Genomic DNA, 16,868 nt, shown 5'->3' on the forward strand with positions numbered 1-16,868 from the left:
GCGCCGCCGCGGCCCGGGGGCAGCAGGCCCTCGCGGGCTGGCACGATCGTGCCGTGAGCGACCCCCGACCGCGCCGTGCCTCCCGGCGCGCCTCGCGTCCCGCCGGCACGGTGGGCGGCGACGAGTCCGTGCTGCGTTCCCGCAAACCGGCACCGGCACCGGCACAGACCGGTCCGTCGCCGGTCCGGACCCCGGCCGAGGCGGCTCCGGTGCGCGGTGTCCCGGCGTCCGGACCCGTCGTGGAGGACCTGCTGCGCGCCGTGCGCTCGGCCGACGACGCGGACGTCGGCTGGGGCGAGCGCCCCGGCGACGACGACGAGCACCTGCGCCGCGAGGTCCCGCCGCACTGGTGAGCCGTTCCGCCGGCCGGTGCGAGCGGCCGGGGCGGCCCGGTCGTGACGACCTGGCGGCGGGACCTCGTGCGGTGTCAGGCGGTGGGGGTGCCCGGCGGGATGCTCGGCGGGCCGTCGCCCGGTGCCCGGCCCGGTGCGGGCGGTGCCGGGGACGCGCCCGGTGCGTCGTTGGCGACCGCCGGCGTGATGCGCTGCGCGAGCAGGTCGCGGATCTCCTGCAGCAGCAGGATGTCCTCGGCCGGCGCCTTCGGCTCGGCCTCCTGACCCTTCTTGCGGCGGGCGGCCAGCGCGTTGAGCGGCAGCACGATGAGGAAGTAGATCGCCGCGGCCGTGATGAGGAACTGGATCAGCGCGTTGAGGATGACGCCCACCTGGATGGGGTCGATCGGCGGCTCCTCCGGGCCCGGGGTCCGCCACGTGTAGGGGCCGATGTTCCAGACGTTCTCCAGGTTCGGCTGCCCGAAGATCCACCCGATGAGCGGGCTGATGAACCCGGTCTGCAGCGCACCGACCACAGCGGTGAACGCCGCGCCGACGACGACGCCGACGGCGAGCTCGATCGCGTTGCCGCGGGAGATGAAGTCCTTGAACCCCTGGAGGACCTTGGCGGCCCCCTTGACGTGCTCGGTCTCGCCCAGCGCCTTCAGCCTGTCGCCGGCACCGCGCAGCCCTTGCTGCCTGCTGTCGCTCACGTGGCCTCCTTGTTCGTGCCCTGTCGCGCTCGTCCCGTGCGTGACGATCATGGCACGACGACCGCGCTGATCCGGGACGAAGCGGACGCCTCGGCGAGGGCGAGCGCCTCGGCCGGCTGCACGGCGACGAGCAGCGGGGGCGGGTCCCCGGAGCCGTCGACGGAGCCGAGGACCCCCGTCGCGGCGGCGCCCCCGGCCGGGGCGGGCAGCACGAGCGCGCGCGTCGCGAGGGTCGTGCCGGGGCCGCCCTCGGGGCGCGCGCCGAGGAGGTCGACCCGGCTGCCGGGCCCGACCAGGTCGGCCACCGCGGCGTCGGCGAGCCGCACCGCGGTGACGACGGTGCCCGGGGGTCCGGTCGCCTCCCCGGTCGCGAGCAGCGACGGGACGAGCGGCAGCCCCGCGGGCAGGTCCACCGCCGCCGTGGCACCGACCGCGGCGCCGGCGCCGGAGAGGGCCCCGGCGGGGACCGTGCCGGGCGCCACGTGCTCGACCCGCACGTCGTCGCTGCTGATCGTGGCCCCCGCGGCCACGTCGCGGGCGGCGACCACGGCGGCGACGGTCACGGGCGGCGGGGGCTGCAGCGCGTGCACGACCGCCCCGGCCGCCAGCGCGAGGCACGTGGCGGCGAGCAGGTGGCGCAGCCGCCAGACCCAGGCCCGCGCGGCGAGCCGGACGGGCCGCCGGGCGGGCGGCAGGGGCGGTGGGGTGCGGCGAGGCGTCGGGGGCACGGCCGGCACGCTAGGCGCCGGTCGGGTCCGCCCGCCCCGGAGGGCTCACACCGGTCGGGGTGCAGCCGTCCGCGGCGGGGCTGGGGACGGCTCGCTCAGGCGCCGGCGGCGGGTGCGGCGGTCGTCGCCTTCGTGGCCGTGGCGGTGCCCGAGGTGCTCGACGACGTGCTCGTGCTCGTGGTGGTGCCGCTGTCCGACGTCGTGGACGTCGAGGTGCTGCTGCCCGACGTGCTGCTCGGGGTGCGCGACGTCGTCTTGCCGCCCGAGCGGGCGTCGTTGCGGTAGAAGCCCGAGCCCTTGAAGACGACGCCGACGGCCGAGAAGACCTTGCGCAGGCGGCCCTCGCACGCGGGGCAGACGGTGAGCGCGTCGTCGGTGAACGACTGCTGGACCTCGAAGGCGTGCTCGCACGCCGTGCAGCGGTAGGCGTAGGTGGGCACTGGTCGACTCCTGGGTGCTTCGGGGTTCTCCGGCTGGCGCGCGGGGCCCGGCTGCGCCGGGCGCGACCCGCGGGTGCGCCCGTGCGTGAGCTGGCACTCCCACGGTCCGAGTGCCAACTGTAGCGCCCGGCGTCAAGGACGCCCCGGTCCGTCCGCGGGAGGACCGCCCACCAGCACGTCCGTCACGGCGACCGCACGGGCCGGGGCCGCCGCGGGGACTACCCTGCGAGGCGTGCCCCGTCGCCCCCGCCTGCGCACCGCGCTCGTCGTCGTCGCGTCCCTCGTCCTGCTCGCGCTCGTCGCGGTCACCCTGCTCGGCGCCTTCGTGCTGCGCCGGCCCCTGCCGCAGGTGTCCGGCGAGATCGCGGTCGAGGGCCTGAGCGCCCCCGTCGAGGTCACGCGTGACGCGCAGGGCGTGCCCACCGTCGCGGCCGCCACGGCCGAGGACCTGTTCATGGCGCAGGGCTACGTCGCCGCGCAGGACCGGTTCTTCGAGATGGACTACCGCCGGCACGTCACGTCCGGGCGGCTGGCCGAGCTCGTCGGCGACGAGCCGGACGCGATCGCCGCGGACAAGGTGGTGCGCACGCTCGGCTGGCGCCGCGTCGCCGAGCAGGAGTGGGACCTGGTCGGCGAGGACACCCGCCGGTACCTGCAGGCCTACGCGGACGGCGTCAACGCCTACCTCGCGGGCCGCGACCCCGGCGAGATCGCCGTCGAGTACACCGTCCTCGGCCTGCAGGTCCCGCTGGAGTCGCCGGAGCCCTGGGACCCCGTCGACTCCCTCGCCTGGCTCAAGGCCATGGCCTGGGACCTGCGCAGCAACTACGACGCCGAGCTCGACCGCGCCCTGACCTACCCCGTCGTGGAGGACGTGGGCCGCGTCGAGGAGCTGTTCCCCGCGTACCCGCAGGACCGGCACGCGACGATCCTCGACGCCGCCGACCTGACGCCGGCCACGGTCGCGCCCGCCGCGGACGTCGCGCTCGACATCGACGACGCCGACCTGCAGGACGCGCTCGCATCCGCCGACCGGGCGCTCGCCGCGGTGCCGGAGCTCCTCGGCGAGGGCGAGGGCACGGGCTCGAACTCCTGGGTCGTCGCGGGCGAGCACACCGCGTCGGGCAGCCCGCTGCTGGCCAACGACCCGCACCTGGGCATCTCGGCGCCGGGGATCTGGAGCCAGGTCGGCCTGCGCTGCACCGAGGTCACCGACGCGTGCCCGTTCGACGTGAGCGGGTTCTCCATGGCGGGGCTGCCGGGCGTGGTCATCGGCCACAACGCCGAGCTCGCGTGGGGCCTGACCAACATGGGCGCCGACGTCACCGACTTCTTCCTCGAGCGCGTCGAGGGCGACCAGGTCCGCGTCGACGGCGTGACGGAGCCGCTCACGGTCCGCACCGAGACCATCGAGGTGGCGGGCGGGGACCCGGTCGAGCTGACGGTCCGCAGCACGCGGCACGGGCCGATCGTGTCCGAGGTCCTCACGGACGTCGCCGACGCCGGTCAGGCCCCCGTGCCCGACGGCGCCCCCGGCAACAGGTTCGAGGTCGCGCTGTCGTGGACCGCCCTGGAGCCCGGCTCCACGGGTGACGCGATCTTCGCGATGATGACGGCAGGCGACGCCACCGAGATCGCGGCCGCCGCGGCGCTGTTCGACGTCCCGGCGCAGAACATCGTGTTCGCCACGGTCGACGGGCACATCGGCTACCAGGCGCCCGGGCGGGTGCCGGTGCGCGCCGACGTCCCCGGCTCGCCGGTGCCGAGCGACGGGACGTGGCCGCGGCCGGGCTGGGACTCGCGCTACGACTGGCAGGGGTACGTCGAGGACGCGGCGATGCCCCGCGCGCTCGACCCCGCCGAGGGCTTCGTCGTCGCCGCCAACCAGCAGGTCACGCCCGGCGGCACGGGCCCCCGGCTCGGCGACGGCACGGACTACGGCTACCGCTCGCAGCGCATCCGCGACCTGCTGACCGAGCAGATCGCCGCCGGCGAGCCCGTCGACGTCGCCACCACGCAGGCCCTGCAGGTCGACCAGCAGGACCCGTACGCCCGGGTGCTGGCGCCCGTGCTGCTGGAGGTCGAGCTCGACGACGCCTTCGACGCGGGCGGCCAGGAGCTGCTGCGCGACTGGGACCAGGTCGCCTCGGCCGACTCCCCGGCCGCGGCGTACCTCGCCGCGGTGTGGGCGGAGCTGCTCGAGCAGACGTTCGCCGACGACCTCCCGGACGGGCACGAGCCCACGGGCGGCTCACGCTGGCTCGAGGTCGTCACCCGCCTGCTCGACCAGCCCACGTCGCCCTGGTGGGACGACCGCTCGACGCCCGGCGTCGTCGAGGGCCGCGACGAGATCCTCAGCCGCGCGATGGCCGAGGCCCGCCTGGAGCTGACCGCGCAGATCGGCTCGCGCCCCGCCGACTGGCGCTGGGGGCTGCTGCACCAGGCCGCGCCCGCGCACCCCGTGCTCGGCGGCGAGCAGGTGCCGGCGGCGGTCCGCTGGTTCACCAACCCCCGGCCGCAGCAGGTCGGCGGCGGGTCCTCGATCGTCGACGCCACGGCGTGGGACGCGTCCTCGGGCTCGTACACCGTGACCGCGGCGCCGTCGATGCGCATGGTCGTCGACCTGGGCGACCTCGACGCCTCCACGTGGGTGGCGCTGACCGGCACGTCGGGGCACCCCGGCAGCCAGCACTACGACGACCAGCTGCCCCGGTGGGCGCGAGGCGAGCAGCTCGCGTGGCCGTTCACCGCGGCGGCCGTGGACGCGGCGGCCGAGCACCGGCTCACCCTGACGCCCTGACGGCGCCCGGCGCCGGCCCGGCCCGCGGGCCGGCGTCGGCCGTCGTGCTCAGGAGGCGTCGGCGACCGCGTGCCAGCCCTCGGGCGTCGCGACGTGCGTGACCGGCCGGTCGTGCGCGGAGCGCGGCAGCAGCCCGTCGAGGACCTCGTCGGCGTAGAGCAGCGCCACCAGGGGTGCGTCGGGGCGCGCGTGCTCCAGCACCCGGTCGTACCAGCCGCCGCCCTGCCCGAGGCGCACGCCCGCCCGGTCGACGGACAGCGCCGGGACGAGCACCACGTCCGCCTGCGCGAGCGCCGCCGCCCCGAGCGCGTCGCCACCGGGCTCGGGCGGGCGGCCCGGCGCGCGCTCGCGCAGGTCGTCCGGGCCGGTGTACTCGGCCCAGTCCCGCTGCAGGCCGCTGCCCAGCACGGGCAGCAGCAGCCGCACGCCCCGGCCGGCGAGCGCGTCGAGCAGCGGACCGGTGCCCGGCTCGGTGGGGCGGGACGCGTACACGCTCGCGCAGCCGGCGGCCGCGACCTGCGGGATCGTCAGCACCACGGCGGCGAGGCGCTGCGCGAGCTCGTCGCGGCACCGGGGCGAGACGTGGCCGCGGCGGGCGCGGACCTCGCGGCGCAAGGCGTCCTTGGCCTCCGCCACCTGCTCGTCGTCAGGGGTGTGCCACGAGAGGTGGGCGCCGTCGCTCATGCACCCAGTCTGACGCACCGGCCGGGCCCGGGTCTCGGTCGTCGGTCCTGCACCGCGCGCCGTTCACCTGGTCGCACGCCTGCGTGCAGGCAGAATGCGCCCATGAGATCGGTGCAGGACCACCTGGCCGCGGTGCTGGCGGCCGTCGGTCCCGTCGCCCCGCTGGACGTCGTGCTGCACGACGCGACGGGGTGCGTGCTGGCCGCCGACGTGGTCGCCCCGCGCGACGTGCCGGACGTGGCGGTGGCCGCACGCGACGGCTACGCGGTGCTCGCGCACGACACGTCCGGCGGCGGCAGCGCGGGGCCGCCCGCCCTGCCCGTGGCGCACGACGTGCACGCGGGCGACGCCCCCGGGCTGCGGCACGTGCCGGGCACCGCGGTGCTCGTGGCGTCCGGGGCCCCGCTGCCGCTGGGGGCCGACGCGGTCGTGCCGGTGGAGGAGACGGACCGCGGCTCGGCCCGGGTCCACCTGCAGCGCGCGGCCGTGCCTGGCCAGCACGTGCGCGGCGCCGGTGCGGACGTGCGCGCGGGCGACGTCGTGCTCACGGCCGGCACGCGCCTGGGCGCCCGGCAGGTCGCGCTCGCCGCGGCGATGGGCCGCGGGCGCCTGCCGGTGCACCCGACCCCGCGCGTGGTGATCCTGTCCGTCGGCGACGAGCTCGTCGAGCCGACGGCCGCGGGCCGGCCCGGTGCGGTGTTCGAGGCCGACGGGCACGCCCTGGAGTCGGCGGTGCGCGACGCGGGGGCCGTGCCCGTGCGCGTCGGGATCGTGCCCGACGACCGCGCGACCCTCCGCGAGGCCGTCGAGGACCAGCTCGTGCGCGCCGACCTGCTCCTGCTGACCGGCGGGCTGTCGGAGCTGGCGCAGGACACCGTCAAGGACGTGCTGGGCCCGCTCGGCGCGGTACGCCTCGACCAGGTCGCCATGACCCCGGGCCTGCGGCACGGGTTCGGCACCCTGGGGGCGGTGGGCCGTGACGACGAGCGGCGGGTGCCCGTGCTCGCCCTGCCCGGCCACCCCGTGGCGGCGCAGGTCGCGTTCGAGGTGTTCGTGCGCCCCGCCCTGCGGTCGATGGCCGGGCACGTCGAGGTGTTCCGCCCGTCCGTGACGGCCGTGGCGACCGCCGGGTGGATCTCCCCGCCGGGGCTGCGGCAGTTCGTGCCCGTGCAGGTCGTGGGCTCGCCCGACGAGGGATACCGTCTGACCCCGCTGGGCGATGCGGGTGCGCCGTCGACGACGGCGCTGGCGCACGCGAACGCCCTGGCCGTGGTCGGCGAGCAGGAGCTGACGGTGCACCCGGGGCAGCCGGTGCCGTGCCTCGTGCTCGAGGGGTGACGCGGTCGTGGGGGCAGGCCCGGACGGAGAGGACTGACGTGGCGCTGGGGTGGCCGGTCGAGCTGGTCGACGGTGACGTGCGGCTGCGCCCGCTCAAGCGGCGCGACCAGGACGCGTGGATGAACCTGCGCGCGGTGAACGCGGCGTGGCTCGAGCCGTGGGACGCGACGAGCCCGGAGCCGGTGCGCGGCCCGCGGCCGACGTTCGGGCAGTTCGTCCGGGCGCTGTCCGCGCAGGCGCGGGACGGCTCGGCGCTGCCGTTCGCGGTCGAGCACGCCGGTGAGCTCGTGGGGCAGCTGACGGTCTCCTCGATCCAGCACGGGTCGCTGCGCTCGGCGGCGATCGGCTACTGGGTCTCCCAGCACGTCGCGGGCCGCGGGATCACGCCCACGGCGGTCGCGCTGGCCACGGACCACTGCTTCGGCCCGCTGGCGCTGCACCGCGTCGAGATCAACGTGCGCCCCGAGAACGGTCCGTCGCTGCGGGTGGTCGAGAAGCTCGGCTTCCGCGACGAGGGCCTGCGGGAGCGCTACCTGCACATCCAGGGCCGCTGGTGCGACCACCGGTCGTTCGCCCTGACCGTGGAGGAGGTCCCCGAGGGGCTCGTCGCCCGGTGGCACGCGCGCCGCGCGTCGACGTGAGACCGCGTCCTGCGGGAGTGCTCCCGCGGTGCCGGCGCGCGGGGGAGGTGTGGAGCATCCGGGCATGACGGGCGTGTCGAGTCCGACACGCCGGTGTCCTGCGGCGCGGGAGGGCACCGGAACCCTACCGTCGTGACGTGGACGGTCTCGCAGGCTTCGGCGCCCTGGCGCTGGCGGTGCTGTGGGTCGCCTACCTGGTGCCGCACCGGCTGCGGCACCGGCAGCAGCTGGTGGAGGCACGGGCGGACGACCGGTTCTCGGCGGGTCTGCGCGTGGTGGCCGTCACGGGGCGTCAGGAGCGCTCCGCGGAGGCCGCCCGTGCGTCGGGGGCGAGCACCGCGGCGCTGCTGGCGCTGCGGGCAGGGCTGCCGGCGCTCGGCGCCGGCGAGGGGACAGGAGGCACGACCGTGGACCGACCGCACGCCACCGAGGAGCGCATCTCCGCCGAGGCGGCGCGCCGCCTCGCCCAGGCCCGTGCCGCGCGGGCCGCCGCCGCGGCGCGCCGTGGTGCCGCCGCGCGGCGTCGCGGCCTGCTCGCGACCCTGCTCGGCATCGCGTCCGTCGTCGGCTGGGTCGTCGCCGTCGCCATGCCGACGCTGGGCTGGGCCGTCGGCGTGGTGCCGACCGTCCTGCTCGCCGGGGTCCTGGGGCTCGGCCGCCGTGCCGTGGTCGCCGGACGCGCGGCCGACGCCGGCTGGGCCGCCACGATCGCCCGCGAGGAGGAGCGCGCGACGCGCCCGCGCACGGGCGCGACCCCGGTGGTCCGCCCCCGCACGGGCGCGACCCCCGCGGTGCCGACCCGCTCGGGCGCGACGCCTGCCGTCACGCGTGGGACGGACGAGCGCGAGACGCGCCGGAAGGGCCCGCGCAGTGGTGCCACCCCCGTGGTGCAGCGCACGCGCACGGCGGAGCCGGCCGAGCCGGAGGTCGCCCCCGACGACGAGGCGCCCGTCCCCCTGGTCACCGGGCACGCGGTGCGTCCCTCGGAGGACCGCACGGAGGTGTTCGCGCGCATCGTCACCGACCGCGGCGAGCGCGGCGGGCCCGTGCGGCACGCGACGGGCGAGACCCCCGTGGTGCGCCGCTCGGTGCTGTCGGCCCCGACCCCGGCGGTCCCGGACCCGGCGCAGGCCCGGGCCGACGCGGCCACGGCCGAGGACGACGCCGAGGCGTGGTCGCCGGTCCCCGTGCCGCGCCCCACGTACACCATGAAGGCGCCCGCGCCACGGCGTGAGCCGCGCCCGATGGACGAGCAGGGCGTGGCGAAGTCGACGGCCGAGCGTCCGACGCAGGAGGAGCCCGACGCGCAGGCGCCCGCGGAGCCGGTCGCCGAGACGACGGGCAGCATCGACCTCAACGCGGTCCTCGCCCGGCGTCGGGCCGCGGGCCAGTGACCTGCACGCCGGCCGAGGAGCGGTGCCCGCGGGCCGGTTCGTCGGCACGGCTCTGAGCCTGCTAGTGTGAACCCCGCTCGCGGGGCTGTGGCGCAGTTGGTAGCGCGTCTCGTTCGCATCGAGAAGGTCAGGGGTTCGAATCCCCTCAGCTCCACCGTGTGATGTCGCAGGACATAGGCAACAGGCCGGACCCTCAGGGGTCCGGCCTGTTGTGGTGTGGGGGTTGGTAGTCGCGGGTGGGGTCGACGGTGAGCTCGCGGAAGCGTGGCTCGCCCCTGCTTCGACGGAGACCGGCACGCGTCGTCGCGAACGTCCGCCCTTCGGCTAGGTCGATCGCGCCGGTCGAGCTGATCACCCGAACGCGACGCGATGGCCCTGGGACAGGACCCACTCCGCAAGCCGTCCGAGGCACCTCGGTCGTGGATCGAGTTCGAGACGATCACGCACACTCGGGTCGCGTACGCGGTCACCCGCTTCGGTCCCGGCGCCGTCGACACCGGCGCCGCGGCGTGGGGGTTCGTCCGCAACCACAACATGATCCGCAGGCTCTACGACCCCGTCGGTGCCCTGGAGGTCCGCAAGGAGATGGTCGAGAACCTCCTCATCGCGATCCAGGACCCCCAGCTCGTCGCCAGCCTCGTCGACCTCGACACCTGGCGCAACGACCCCTGGCGCGCCGCCGGCCGACTCCTGCCCGACCTCGCCCTCTACACCGGCGGCACGGTCACCGCGGCCGTGCGCGGCGCGCGCGCCGGATCTCAGGTCAGCATGCCCGCAGCCTTCCGCGGCGCCGTCGCCGGAAGCGCACGAGCCACCTGGGCGAACTCCACCCTCGTCGCGGCCGCCCGCGCGATGTCGACCTCGGTCTCCGGCTTCTGGAACGGCCGCGTCCTGGCCATCAACTGGGCCGACGACACCGGGATGCTGGACAATCACCGCGTCTCCCCCCAACCCGCGCACGCCCAGCACCGCCGCCGCGCGGACCGCCGATGCGGAGCGGCAGATTCTTCGCTTCGAGGGCACGCAGTGACGTGGACCCTGTCGTCGACGGGTCAGGTCGCTGTGGTGTGCAGGTGTTCGGGGTCGGCCCAGGTGCGGGCGACCTCGGCGGGGGTGCGGTGGGCCGGCCCGGAGTGGGGCCGGTGGCGGTAGGCGTCGACGTCGGCGGTGATCTCGGCGCGGGCGGCCTCGACGGTCTCCCAGCCGGTGAGCCAGGCGCAGCGCTTCGTGAACTGCCCGAACCCGGCCCCGATGAACGCCTGGGACTCGAGGTCGCGGGAGCCGCCGCGGCGGCGGGTGATGCCGCGGGCAGACAGGTGCTCGCGGAAGTCCGGGCTGGTGAACTGGCTGCCGTTGTCGGTTCCGAGGGTCAGACGCCCGGGGTGACCGAGCGTGCGAGGACGGCGGCCTCGACGGAGGCGATCACCTCGTCGGTGCGTGTGCGCAGGTCCAGGGTCCAGCCGGCGACCTCGCGGGTGCAGCAGTTTACCGCGACGTGCAGGTAGACCCGCCCCTGCGCCGCGGTCCAGACCTTGGTCATGTCCGGGTGCCACAGCTCGTCGGGGCGCCGGGCCCGCCGCGGGCTGCGCTGGTAGCTCGACGTGCTGCAGGCGGCCGGTCTCCGGGGTCTTCACCCCCAGCAGTTGGGTGACCCGACCCATCGCCGTCCACTCGACTCCTGCTCAGCACGCACCTCGGCGACCATCCGCTCCATGCACTCCCGCAGCTCCTCGGGTACTTCCTCGACGCACAGGCCACGACTCGATCCCAACCCCTCCCCAGGACCAGCGCCTCCGGACGCGCGGGGGCGTCCAGAGCGATTCGTCTCAACATGTGAAACCGGTGGCATGGGTGAAATATGAGTGGCTAACGTCACCTCGACGCCGGGGGGCTATGACTCTAGCAATCCCTGGTTTGACAACGGGCGAGGGGGCGGCAATGTCACGACACGTGGCAGTTCTGGGCCAGGGTTATGTCGGCTTACCGCTCGCACTGGCTGCCGTCGACGCAGGTCTGTCGGTCACGGGTGTAGAGGTCGACCCGAGGCGTCACGAAGCTCTGCTGCGCGGCCAGTCCTACCTTGACGACGTCCCGTCGGAGCGACTGGTCGCGGCCCTGGCGACTGGACGGTACCGGCCGGTCGACGACTGTGTGCACCTTTCCGACATCGACGTCGCGGTCATCACGGTGCCGACCCCGCTCACACGCGACGATCAACCGGATCTGGGCCAGGTCCTCGCGTGCCTCGACGCGCTCGTCCCTCACCTGCGGCCCGGTGTCGTCGTGGTGCTCGAGTCCACCACCTACCCCGGGACCACCGATGAGCTCGTGGCGCCCATGCTGGCGGAACGGACCGGGCTCGTCGTGGGACGCGATCTGCACATCGGATTCAGTCCCGAGCGGATCGACCCGGGCAACCCGACGTTCACGCTGGGCAACACGCCGAAGCTCGTCTCGGGCGTGACGGCGGCCTGCCGCTCCGCCGTCGACGAGTTCTACCGAAGCATCGGTGTGCTGACCGTGCCCGTGTCGGGCACGCGCGAGGCGGAGTTCGCGAAACTGCTCGAGAACACTTTCCGCCTCGTCAACATCGCACTCGTCAACGAGGTCGCCGAGTACGCGCACCGGCGCGGCCTCGACATCTGGGAGTCCGTGCGCGCCGCGGGCACGAAGCCGTTCGGCTTCATGCAGTTCGTGCCAGGGCCCGGGGTCGGCGGACACTGCATTCCGATCGACCCGCGCTACCTGTCGTGGGAGTCGCAGCGCTCCGTCGGCTTGGAGCTCGGGCTCGTCGAGCACGCCCTCGGGGTGAACCGCCGACGCCCCGAGGTCGTCGTCCAGGTCGCTGTCGACGAGCTCGCCCGGCGCGGGCTCGTGCCGCCCGACGCGCACGTGCTGCTCGTTGGGCTGGCCTACAAGAAGAACGTCGGCGACCTGCGTGAGTCACCCAGTCTGCGCGTGCACGCGCTCCTGACCGACGCGGGTGCACGCGTCACCGTCGTGGACCCGGTGATCGCCGCACCCGCGCACGGCGACGTCCGCGTGCTGCGGGGGATCGCCGAGGTAGAGCTCGGCGACGTCGACCTCGCGATCCTCGTGACCGACCACGACGACATCGACTACGCGGCGCTGGTCGCCGCCGGTGTGCCCGTCGTCGATACGCGCAACCGGCTGACCGGCACCTCGGTCGTCACTATCTGAGAGAGGTACGCCTCATGCGGATCACAAGCATTTCCGTCACGCCCGTCGCGGTGCAGGACCCTCCGCTGCTCAACTCCGAGGGCGTGCACCAGACCCACGCGTTGCGCTCGATCATCAAGATGACGGCCGACGACGGCTCGGTCGGGTGGGGCGAGACGTACGGCGATGACATCATGCTGCGTTGGCTGGGGGCCGTCGCCGAGCGGCTCGTCGGCATCGACGTCCTGGACGTCCACCGCATCGAGGCGGTTGTGGACGCCGAGCTCGACGCCGGTGTCCACGAGGAGGTTGCTGCCGCTCCGGCGGGAGCCGGCTATCCGATGGCAGACGCGGCGTCGGCGAAGACCCGTGCCGCGGTCCTGTCCGCCTTCGAGGTGCCATGCCTGGACCTCATCGGCAAGTCGCTCGGCGTGCCCGTCTCGGCGCTCCTCGGGGGTGCTCGCCGCGACCGCGTGGACTACAGCGCCTATCTGTTCTACAAGTGGGCCGAGCACCCCGGGCGGCCCTACGCGGCCGACTCGTGGGGCGAGGTGCTGGACGCCGCGGCGATGGTCGGCGAGGCGCGGCGCATGGTCGACGAGTATGGCTTCCGCTCGCTCAAGGTCAAGGGTGGCGTGCTAACCCCGGCGGAAGAGGTCGAGACCGTACGCGCGCTGCGCGCCGAGTTCCCGACGCTGCCGATTCGGATCGACCCGAACGCGGCGTGGACCGTGGACGTCGCCGTCGCCGTCGGCGAGGCGCTCGAGGGTGACCTCGAGTACCTCGAGGACCCGGTCGCCGGCACCGCTGCCATGGCGGAGGTCGCCCGTCGGGTGAAGATGCCGCTCGCCACGAACATGTGCGTGACCGCGTTCGAGGACCTCCCCGAGGCTGTGCGGGAGGGGGCCCCACAGGTGATCTTGTCGGACCACCACTTCTGGGGAGGGCTGCGCCGTTCCGTGCAGCTCGACACTCTGTGCCACACGTTCGGGATCGAGTTGTCGATGCACTCGAACACGCATCTCGGGATCAGCCTCGCGGCGATGACCCACTTCGGCGCGGTGTCGAGATCGCTCGCGTACTCGTGCGACACGCACACCCCCTGGCAGACGGAGGACGTCCTCGCCGCTGAGACCCCGTTGCGATTCGAGGGCGGCGCGGTGCGAGTACCGACGGCGCCCGGGCTGGGGATCGAGGTCGACGAGGACGCCGTGGCCCGGCTTCACCAGCAGTGGCGCGAGTGCGGCGTGCGGACGCGGGACGACGTCACGCCGATGCGCGCCGTCGACCCGACCTGGACCGGCGACGTCCCGCGGTTCACGACTCTCTGAGGAGGAGGTTTGCGAACCGACAACGCTCGCGTCCTGGTCGTCGGCGGAGGGCGGCACCTACAGTCTGAGTTGCGGCGCGCCCATTCCGGCCTGCGGACGGTCGTCCTGTGCCGCGCCTCCGGTCTCGGGCTCGTGCCCGAGCCGGCGGCGAACGACTTCGTCGGGGTGCTGCCGGACGACGCCCCGGTGTCGACGTGGGTCGCCGCGGCGCGGGCGCTCCGTCAGGTATGGCGGTACGAGCGGGTCGCCGCTCTGGCGGAGATCGACCAGGACAAGGCGGCAGCCATCGCCCAGGATGCAGGGCTGGACTACCACGCGCCGGAGCTCGTCGAGGTCGTGAACGACAAGCACCGGATGCGCGCGGTCCTTGCGCAGAGTGGACTGACCCGCGTCCGGGCCGAGATGCCCACGGACGCTGACGCCGCCGTAGCCGCGGCGGGTCGGCTCGGGCTCCCCGTCGTGGTGAAGCCGAACGGCGGCCGCGGCAGCGCCGGGGTCAGCATCGTGCGCAGCCCGGACGAGGTCCGCGACGCGTTCGCCCTGGCGGCGCGCCTCGGTGCCGACGTGGGCGAGCATGGCGCCTGCCTGCAGGTCACACCCCCGATGCTCGAGCAGTTCGTCGCCGGGCCGGAGTTCAGCGTCGAGTGCTTCACGATCGACGGCAACCACCACGTTGCGGCGGTCACCGAGAAGTTCGTCGACGAGCGGACTCACGTCGAGGTCGGGCACCTCGTGCCCGCCCGGGTGGACCCCGACGCCCACGAGCTGATCGTCCGCTATACCGAGTCCGTCCTCACGGCCCTCGGCGTCACGTGGGGTGTGACGCACACCGAGGTGATCCTGGCGCCCGACGGCCCCGAGATCGTCGAGACGCACCTCCGCAAGGCGGGTGACGAGATCCTCGAGCTCGTGCGCGATTGCACCGGGTGGGACCTCGACGCTGCCACGGTCCTGCAGGCCGGTGGTGGACAGGTCGAGGCGCCGCCTTGGGATGTCGATGACGCCCGACGTGGGCGCCACTACCAGCGCTGCGCGGCAGTCTGGTACGCGGCGGCAGACGGTCCCGGGACGCTCGTCAACGTGCACGGCCTCGACGAGGTCGCTACCGCGCCCGACGTGCGTGACGCGCGCCAGTTGGTCGCGACCGGGGCCGAGGTCGAGGCACTGACCTCCTCGCTCAGCCGGGTCGTTCGCGTCCGCACGGTCGGGGCGGACCCGGACGCCACGGTGAGCCGGGCACAGGCGCAGGTGGGCCGCGTCCGCATCGAGGTGGTTGCGCGGTGACGACCGACGCGATCTCCCCGCTGGTCACCGGCGGAGCCGACCCGCTGCGGTCCCCGGCCTACCTCGATTTCGCCGCGCGGCACCTCGCCGGCCGCGTCCGTGTGCACCGGTGCGCCGCGCCGAACGACGGTTTGGCGGTCGCGCATGAGTACCCCGACCGGATCCCGCTGACGTTCGACCTCGCCGCCCACGTTCGAGCCGTCGGAGTCGACGCGAGCGGCCTCGGCGCGCGTTGGCTTGTCCTCAGCACGCCGCTGCGATTCCGCCCGACCCTGTTCGGCGCTGACGGCGCCGCCGCGCTGGCGGGTCTGATCGACCGCGCACGTGCCGACGGGCTGGACGGGGTCGTCATGCCCTGGGTGCCGAACGACGACCATCAGCTCAGCTCGATCTTGCGCGACCAGGGTTTCATCGAGTCCTTCTACGACGCCGACTGGTCGGTACGGACGGCAGACCACGAGTCCCTCGACTCCTTGCTCGACGCGATGCCCCGCGGCCCACGCAAGCGGTTCGTGAACGACCGCAACCACTTCGTCGCGCACGGCTGCACGGTCCGCGGGTGGAGCGCAGACGACGCCGCCGACGTCGCGCGCATGCACCGCGAGTTCATGACCGACCAGGGCCACCCCGGTCCCGAGCTCGCCGACACCGCGGCCGCAGCTTTCGCCGGGCTGCCCGGCGGACGCGTGGATATCGCGGTCGACGCCCAGGGTCGGCGGCTCGCCTTCGTGATGTCGTTGTTCGGCGATGATTCCCACGTGCTGCGATGGGGCCGGCACCGCACGTCGGACGACGCCCGGGTCTACGCCAATCTCGGCTACCTGCACCCCCTGGAACTGGCGGTGCGCACCGGCGCGCAACGCGTCTGGTTCGGCAAGAGCGCGCACCGGTTCAAGCTGCTCCGGGGCATGACCCCGACGACCGCGTCCGTGTTCGCGCTCGGACTGTCCGGGCACGGACGGATGCGCACCGCCCTCGCTGCCGCAGGCGAGGCGTACCGCGCCCGGTTCGAGGAGCTGACGACCCTGTGAGCGCGACCGTCGTCGTCGGCGCCGGGGTCGCCGGCCGCGAGCTGCACGCAAGGCCCGTGTCGCGTGCCGTTCCCGGCCGACCGATCGTGCTGGTCGACCCGCGTCTGCCGTCGGGGCACGGCACTGCTCCCCACCTCGACGCGCTGCCCGACCACGTGGACCTGCGCGACGCCGTGGTCCATGTCTGCACACCGACCGATCTGCACGTGACGACGCTGCTCGACGTGGTCGACCGCGGAGCACGCCGCGTGGTGCTGGAGAAGCCGCTCGCCACGACCTCAGACGATCTGGACCGCCTGGCTACGTGCATCGAGCGCACGCCCGACGTCCGCGTCAGACCGGTCGCCGTCTGGCCGCACGCCGCCGCGATCGACGACCTGCGGGCGGTGGTGGGTGCGGCGACCCCGCGCCAGCTCGCGGAGGGGCGGATGGTGATGGTCCAGACCAAGCAGCGACGTTCCGACTCGCTGGCCGGACGCGGCGGCGGGCAGGACGCGTTCGACGTGGAGCTGCCGCACATGGTGCTGCTGGCCGTACACCTGCTCGGCCCGGTCGTCGAGCTGGAGAGGTCCAGTGCGCGGTCCGCGGCGTGGATGCCGGAGCTGCCGGCCTCCGGCGGGGCGACCGTGCGCCTGCGGCACGGCTCGGGTGCCGTGTCGACGCTCGTGACCCGTCTCGACTCGTCCGGCCGACGCCGTCACGTGACCGTCGCGATGGGAAGGCGGTGGCGTCGCGTCCATCTGCCCGTCGACCGGCACCACCCGTGGTCGCTCACGACGGGCCCCGACGGGACGATCGTGCGCCGTACGGAGAGCCCCCTGGACCGATTCTTCGTCGAGGCGTACAGCCTGCTCACCGGGCCGGGGCCGCACGCACGGCCGACCGTCTCGCTGCAGGAGCACCTACACGCCGCACGGACCTGCCTGCAAGCCCGCTCGCTCGCCGGCCGAGACGGGAGCACGCCCTCATGAA

The 16,868-nt window shown here is 74.6% G+C and carries 15 protein-coding genes, 1 tRNA gene and 1 pseudogene; 12 read left to right on the forward strand and 5 right to left on the reverse strand.

Annotation, left to right across the window (positions count from 1 at the left end; all coding sequences use genetic code 11):
* The first annotated feature begins 53 nt into the window (after positions 1 to 53).
* A complete protein-coding gene (locus tag BKA21_RS14765; protein WP_140459738.1) occupies positions 54 to 353 on the forward strand; it encodes a hypothetical protein in 300 nt (99 codons plus the stop codon).
* Between the two features lie 74 nt (positions 354 to 427).
* On the opposite strand, the gene mscL is transcribed toward BKA21_RS14765, so the two are convergent.
* The 3 genes from mscL to BKA21_RS14780 form a co-directional block, all read right to left on the reverse strand.
* Positions 428 to 1,045 carry a large conductance mechanosensitive channel protein MscL gene (gene mscL / locus BKA21_RS14770; protein ID WP_239073039.1) on the reverse strand — a complete coding sequence of 206 codons (618 nt, stop codon included), beginning with the start codon at positions 1,043 to 1,045 and terminating at the stop codon, positions 428 to 430.
* 47 nt (positions 1,046 to 1,092) lie between these two features.
* Positions 1,093 to 1,773, reverse strand: a complete 681-nt coding sequence (locus BKA21_RS14775) for an SAF domain-containing protein (protein ID WP_239073038.1) — start codon at positions 1,771 to 1,773, stop codon at positions 1,093 to 1,095.
* 95 nt (positions 1,774 to 1,868) lie between these two features.
* Positions 1,869 to 2,213 carry an FmdB family zinc ribbon protein gene (locus tag BKA21_RS14780; protein ID WP_140459740.1) on the reverse strand — a complete coding sequence of 115 codons (345 nt, stop codon included), beginning with the start codon at positions 2,211 to 2,213 and terminating at the stop codon, positions 1,869 to 1,871.
* Between the two features lie 232 nt (positions 2,214 to 2,445).
* Here BKA21_RS14780 and BKA21_RS14785 point away from each other — a divergent pair, with 232 nt between their 5' ends.
* A complete protein-coding gene (locus BKA21_RS14785) occupies positions 2,446 to 5,013 on the forward strand; it encodes a penicillin acylase family protein (protein WP_140459741.1) in 2,568 nt (855 codons plus the stop codon).
* Between the two features lie 48 nt (positions 5,014 to 5,061).
* Here BKA21_RS14785 and BKA21_RS14790 read toward each other — a convergent pair whose 3' ends face one another.
* The gene (locus tag BKA21_RS14790; RefSeq protein WP_140459742.1) at positions 5,062 to 5,697 is read right to left on the reverse strand and encodes a 5-formyltetrahydrofolate cyclo-ligase; all 636 of its coding nucleotides are present in this window, start codon (positions 5,695 to 5,697) and stop codon (positions 5,062 to 5,064) included.
* Between the two features lie 102 nt (positions 5,698 to 5,799).
* On the opposite strand from BKA21_RS14790, the gene BKA21_RS14795 reads away from it, so the two are divergent.
* The 5 genes from BKA21_RS14795 to BKA21_RS14815 all read left to right on the forward strand — a co-directional run bounded on the left by BKA21_RS14795 (position 5,800) and on the right by BKA21_RS14815 (position 10,222).
* Positions 5,800 to 7,035 (forward strand): molybdopterin molybdotransferase MoeA, encoded by a 1,236-nt coding sequence (locus BKA21_RS14795; protein WP_140459743.1) that lies wholly within the window; start codon positions 5,800 to 5,802, stop codon positions 7,033 to 7,035.
* Between the two features lie 38 nt (positions 7,036 to 7,073).
* Positions 7,074 to 7,676, forward strand: a complete 603-nt coding sequence (locus tag BKA21_RS14800) for a GNAT family N-acetyltransferase (protein ID WP_140459744.1) — start codon at positions 7,074 to 7,076, stop codon at positions 7,674 to 7,676.
* Between the two features lie 137 nt (positions 7,677 to 7,813).
* The gene (locus BKA21_RS14805; protein ID WP_140459745.1) at positions 7,814 to 9,070 is read left to right on the forward strand and encodes a hypothetical protein; all 1,257 of its coding nucleotides are present in this window, start codon (positions 7,814 to 7,816) and stop codon (positions 9,068 to 9,070) included.
* An 81-nt stretch (positions 9,071 to 9,151) separates the two neighbouring features.
* Positions 9,152 to 9,224, forward strand: a tRNA-Ala gene (locus BKA21_RS14810).
* A 215-nt stretch (positions 9,225 to 9,439) separates the two neighbouring features.
* Positions 9,440 to 10,222: a hypothetical protein gene (locus BKA21_RS14815; RefSeq protein ID WP_140459746.1), complete on the forward strand. Its 783-nt coding sequence runs from the start codon at positions 9,440 to 9,442 to the stop codon at positions 10,220 to 10,222.
* Positions 10,223 to 10,439: 217 nt separating this feature from the next.
* Here the strand turns inward: BKA21_RS14815 and BKA21_RS14820 are convergent.
* Positions 10,440 to 10,628: pseudogene (locus BKA21_RS14820) on the reverse strand (DDE-type integrase/transposase/recombinase); the annotation flags it as partial.
* Between the two features lie 392 nt (positions 10,629 to 11,020).
* On the opposite strand from BKA21_RS14820, the gene BKA21_RS14825 reads away from it, so the two are divergent.
* From BKA21_RS14825 to BKA21_RS14845, 5 genes are all read left to right on the forward strand, one after another.
* A complete protein-coding gene (locus tag BKA21_RS14825; protein ID WP_203793567.1) occupies positions 11,021 to 12,271 on the forward strand; it encodes a nucleotide sugar dehydrogenase in 1,251 nt (416 codons plus the stop codon).
* 83 nt (positions 12,272 to 12,354) lie between these two features.
* Positions 12,355 to 13,581 carry an enolase C-terminal domain-like protein gene (locus BKA21_RS14830; protein ID WP_239073006.1) on the forward strand — a complete coding sequence of 409 codons (1,227 nt, stop codon included), beginning with the start codon at positions 12,355 to 12,357 and terminating at the stop codon, positions 13,579 to 13,581.
* Positions 13,582 to 13,590: 9 nt separating this feature from the next.
* Positions 13,591 to 14,865: an ATP-grasp domain-containing protein gene (locus BKA21_RS14835; protein ID WP_140459750.1), complete on the forward strand. Its 1,275-nt coding sequence runs from the start codon at positions 13,591 to 13,593 to the stop codon at positions 14,863 to 14,865.
* Complete coding sequence (locus BKA21_RS20250) at positions 14,862 to 15,896, forward strand: hypothetical protein (RefSeq protein WP_170209060.1); 1,035 nt, start codon at positions 14,862 to 14,864, stop codon at positions 15,894 to 15,896. The genes BKA21_RS14835 and BKA21_RS20250 overlap by 4 nt, the downstream gene beginning before the upstream one ends.
* On the forward strand, positions 15,893 to 16,867 hold the full coding sequence (locus BKA21_RS14845) for a Gfo/Idh/MocA family oxidoreductase (protein ID WP_170209061.1): 975 nt from the start codon (positions 15,893 to 15,895) through the stop codon (positions 16,865 to 16,867). The genes BKA21_RS20250 and BKA21_RS14845 overlap by 4 nt, the downstream gene beginning before the upstream one ends.
* The last annotated feature ends 1 nt before the right edge of the window (position 16,868 follow it).

The sequence above is a fragment of the Cellulomonas oligotrophica genome (assembly GCF_013409875.1).
In the GTDB taxonomy this organism is placed as follows: domain Bacteria; phylum Actinomycetota; class Actinomycetes; order Actinomycetales; family Cellulomonadaceae; genus Cellulomonas; species Cellulomonas oligotrophica.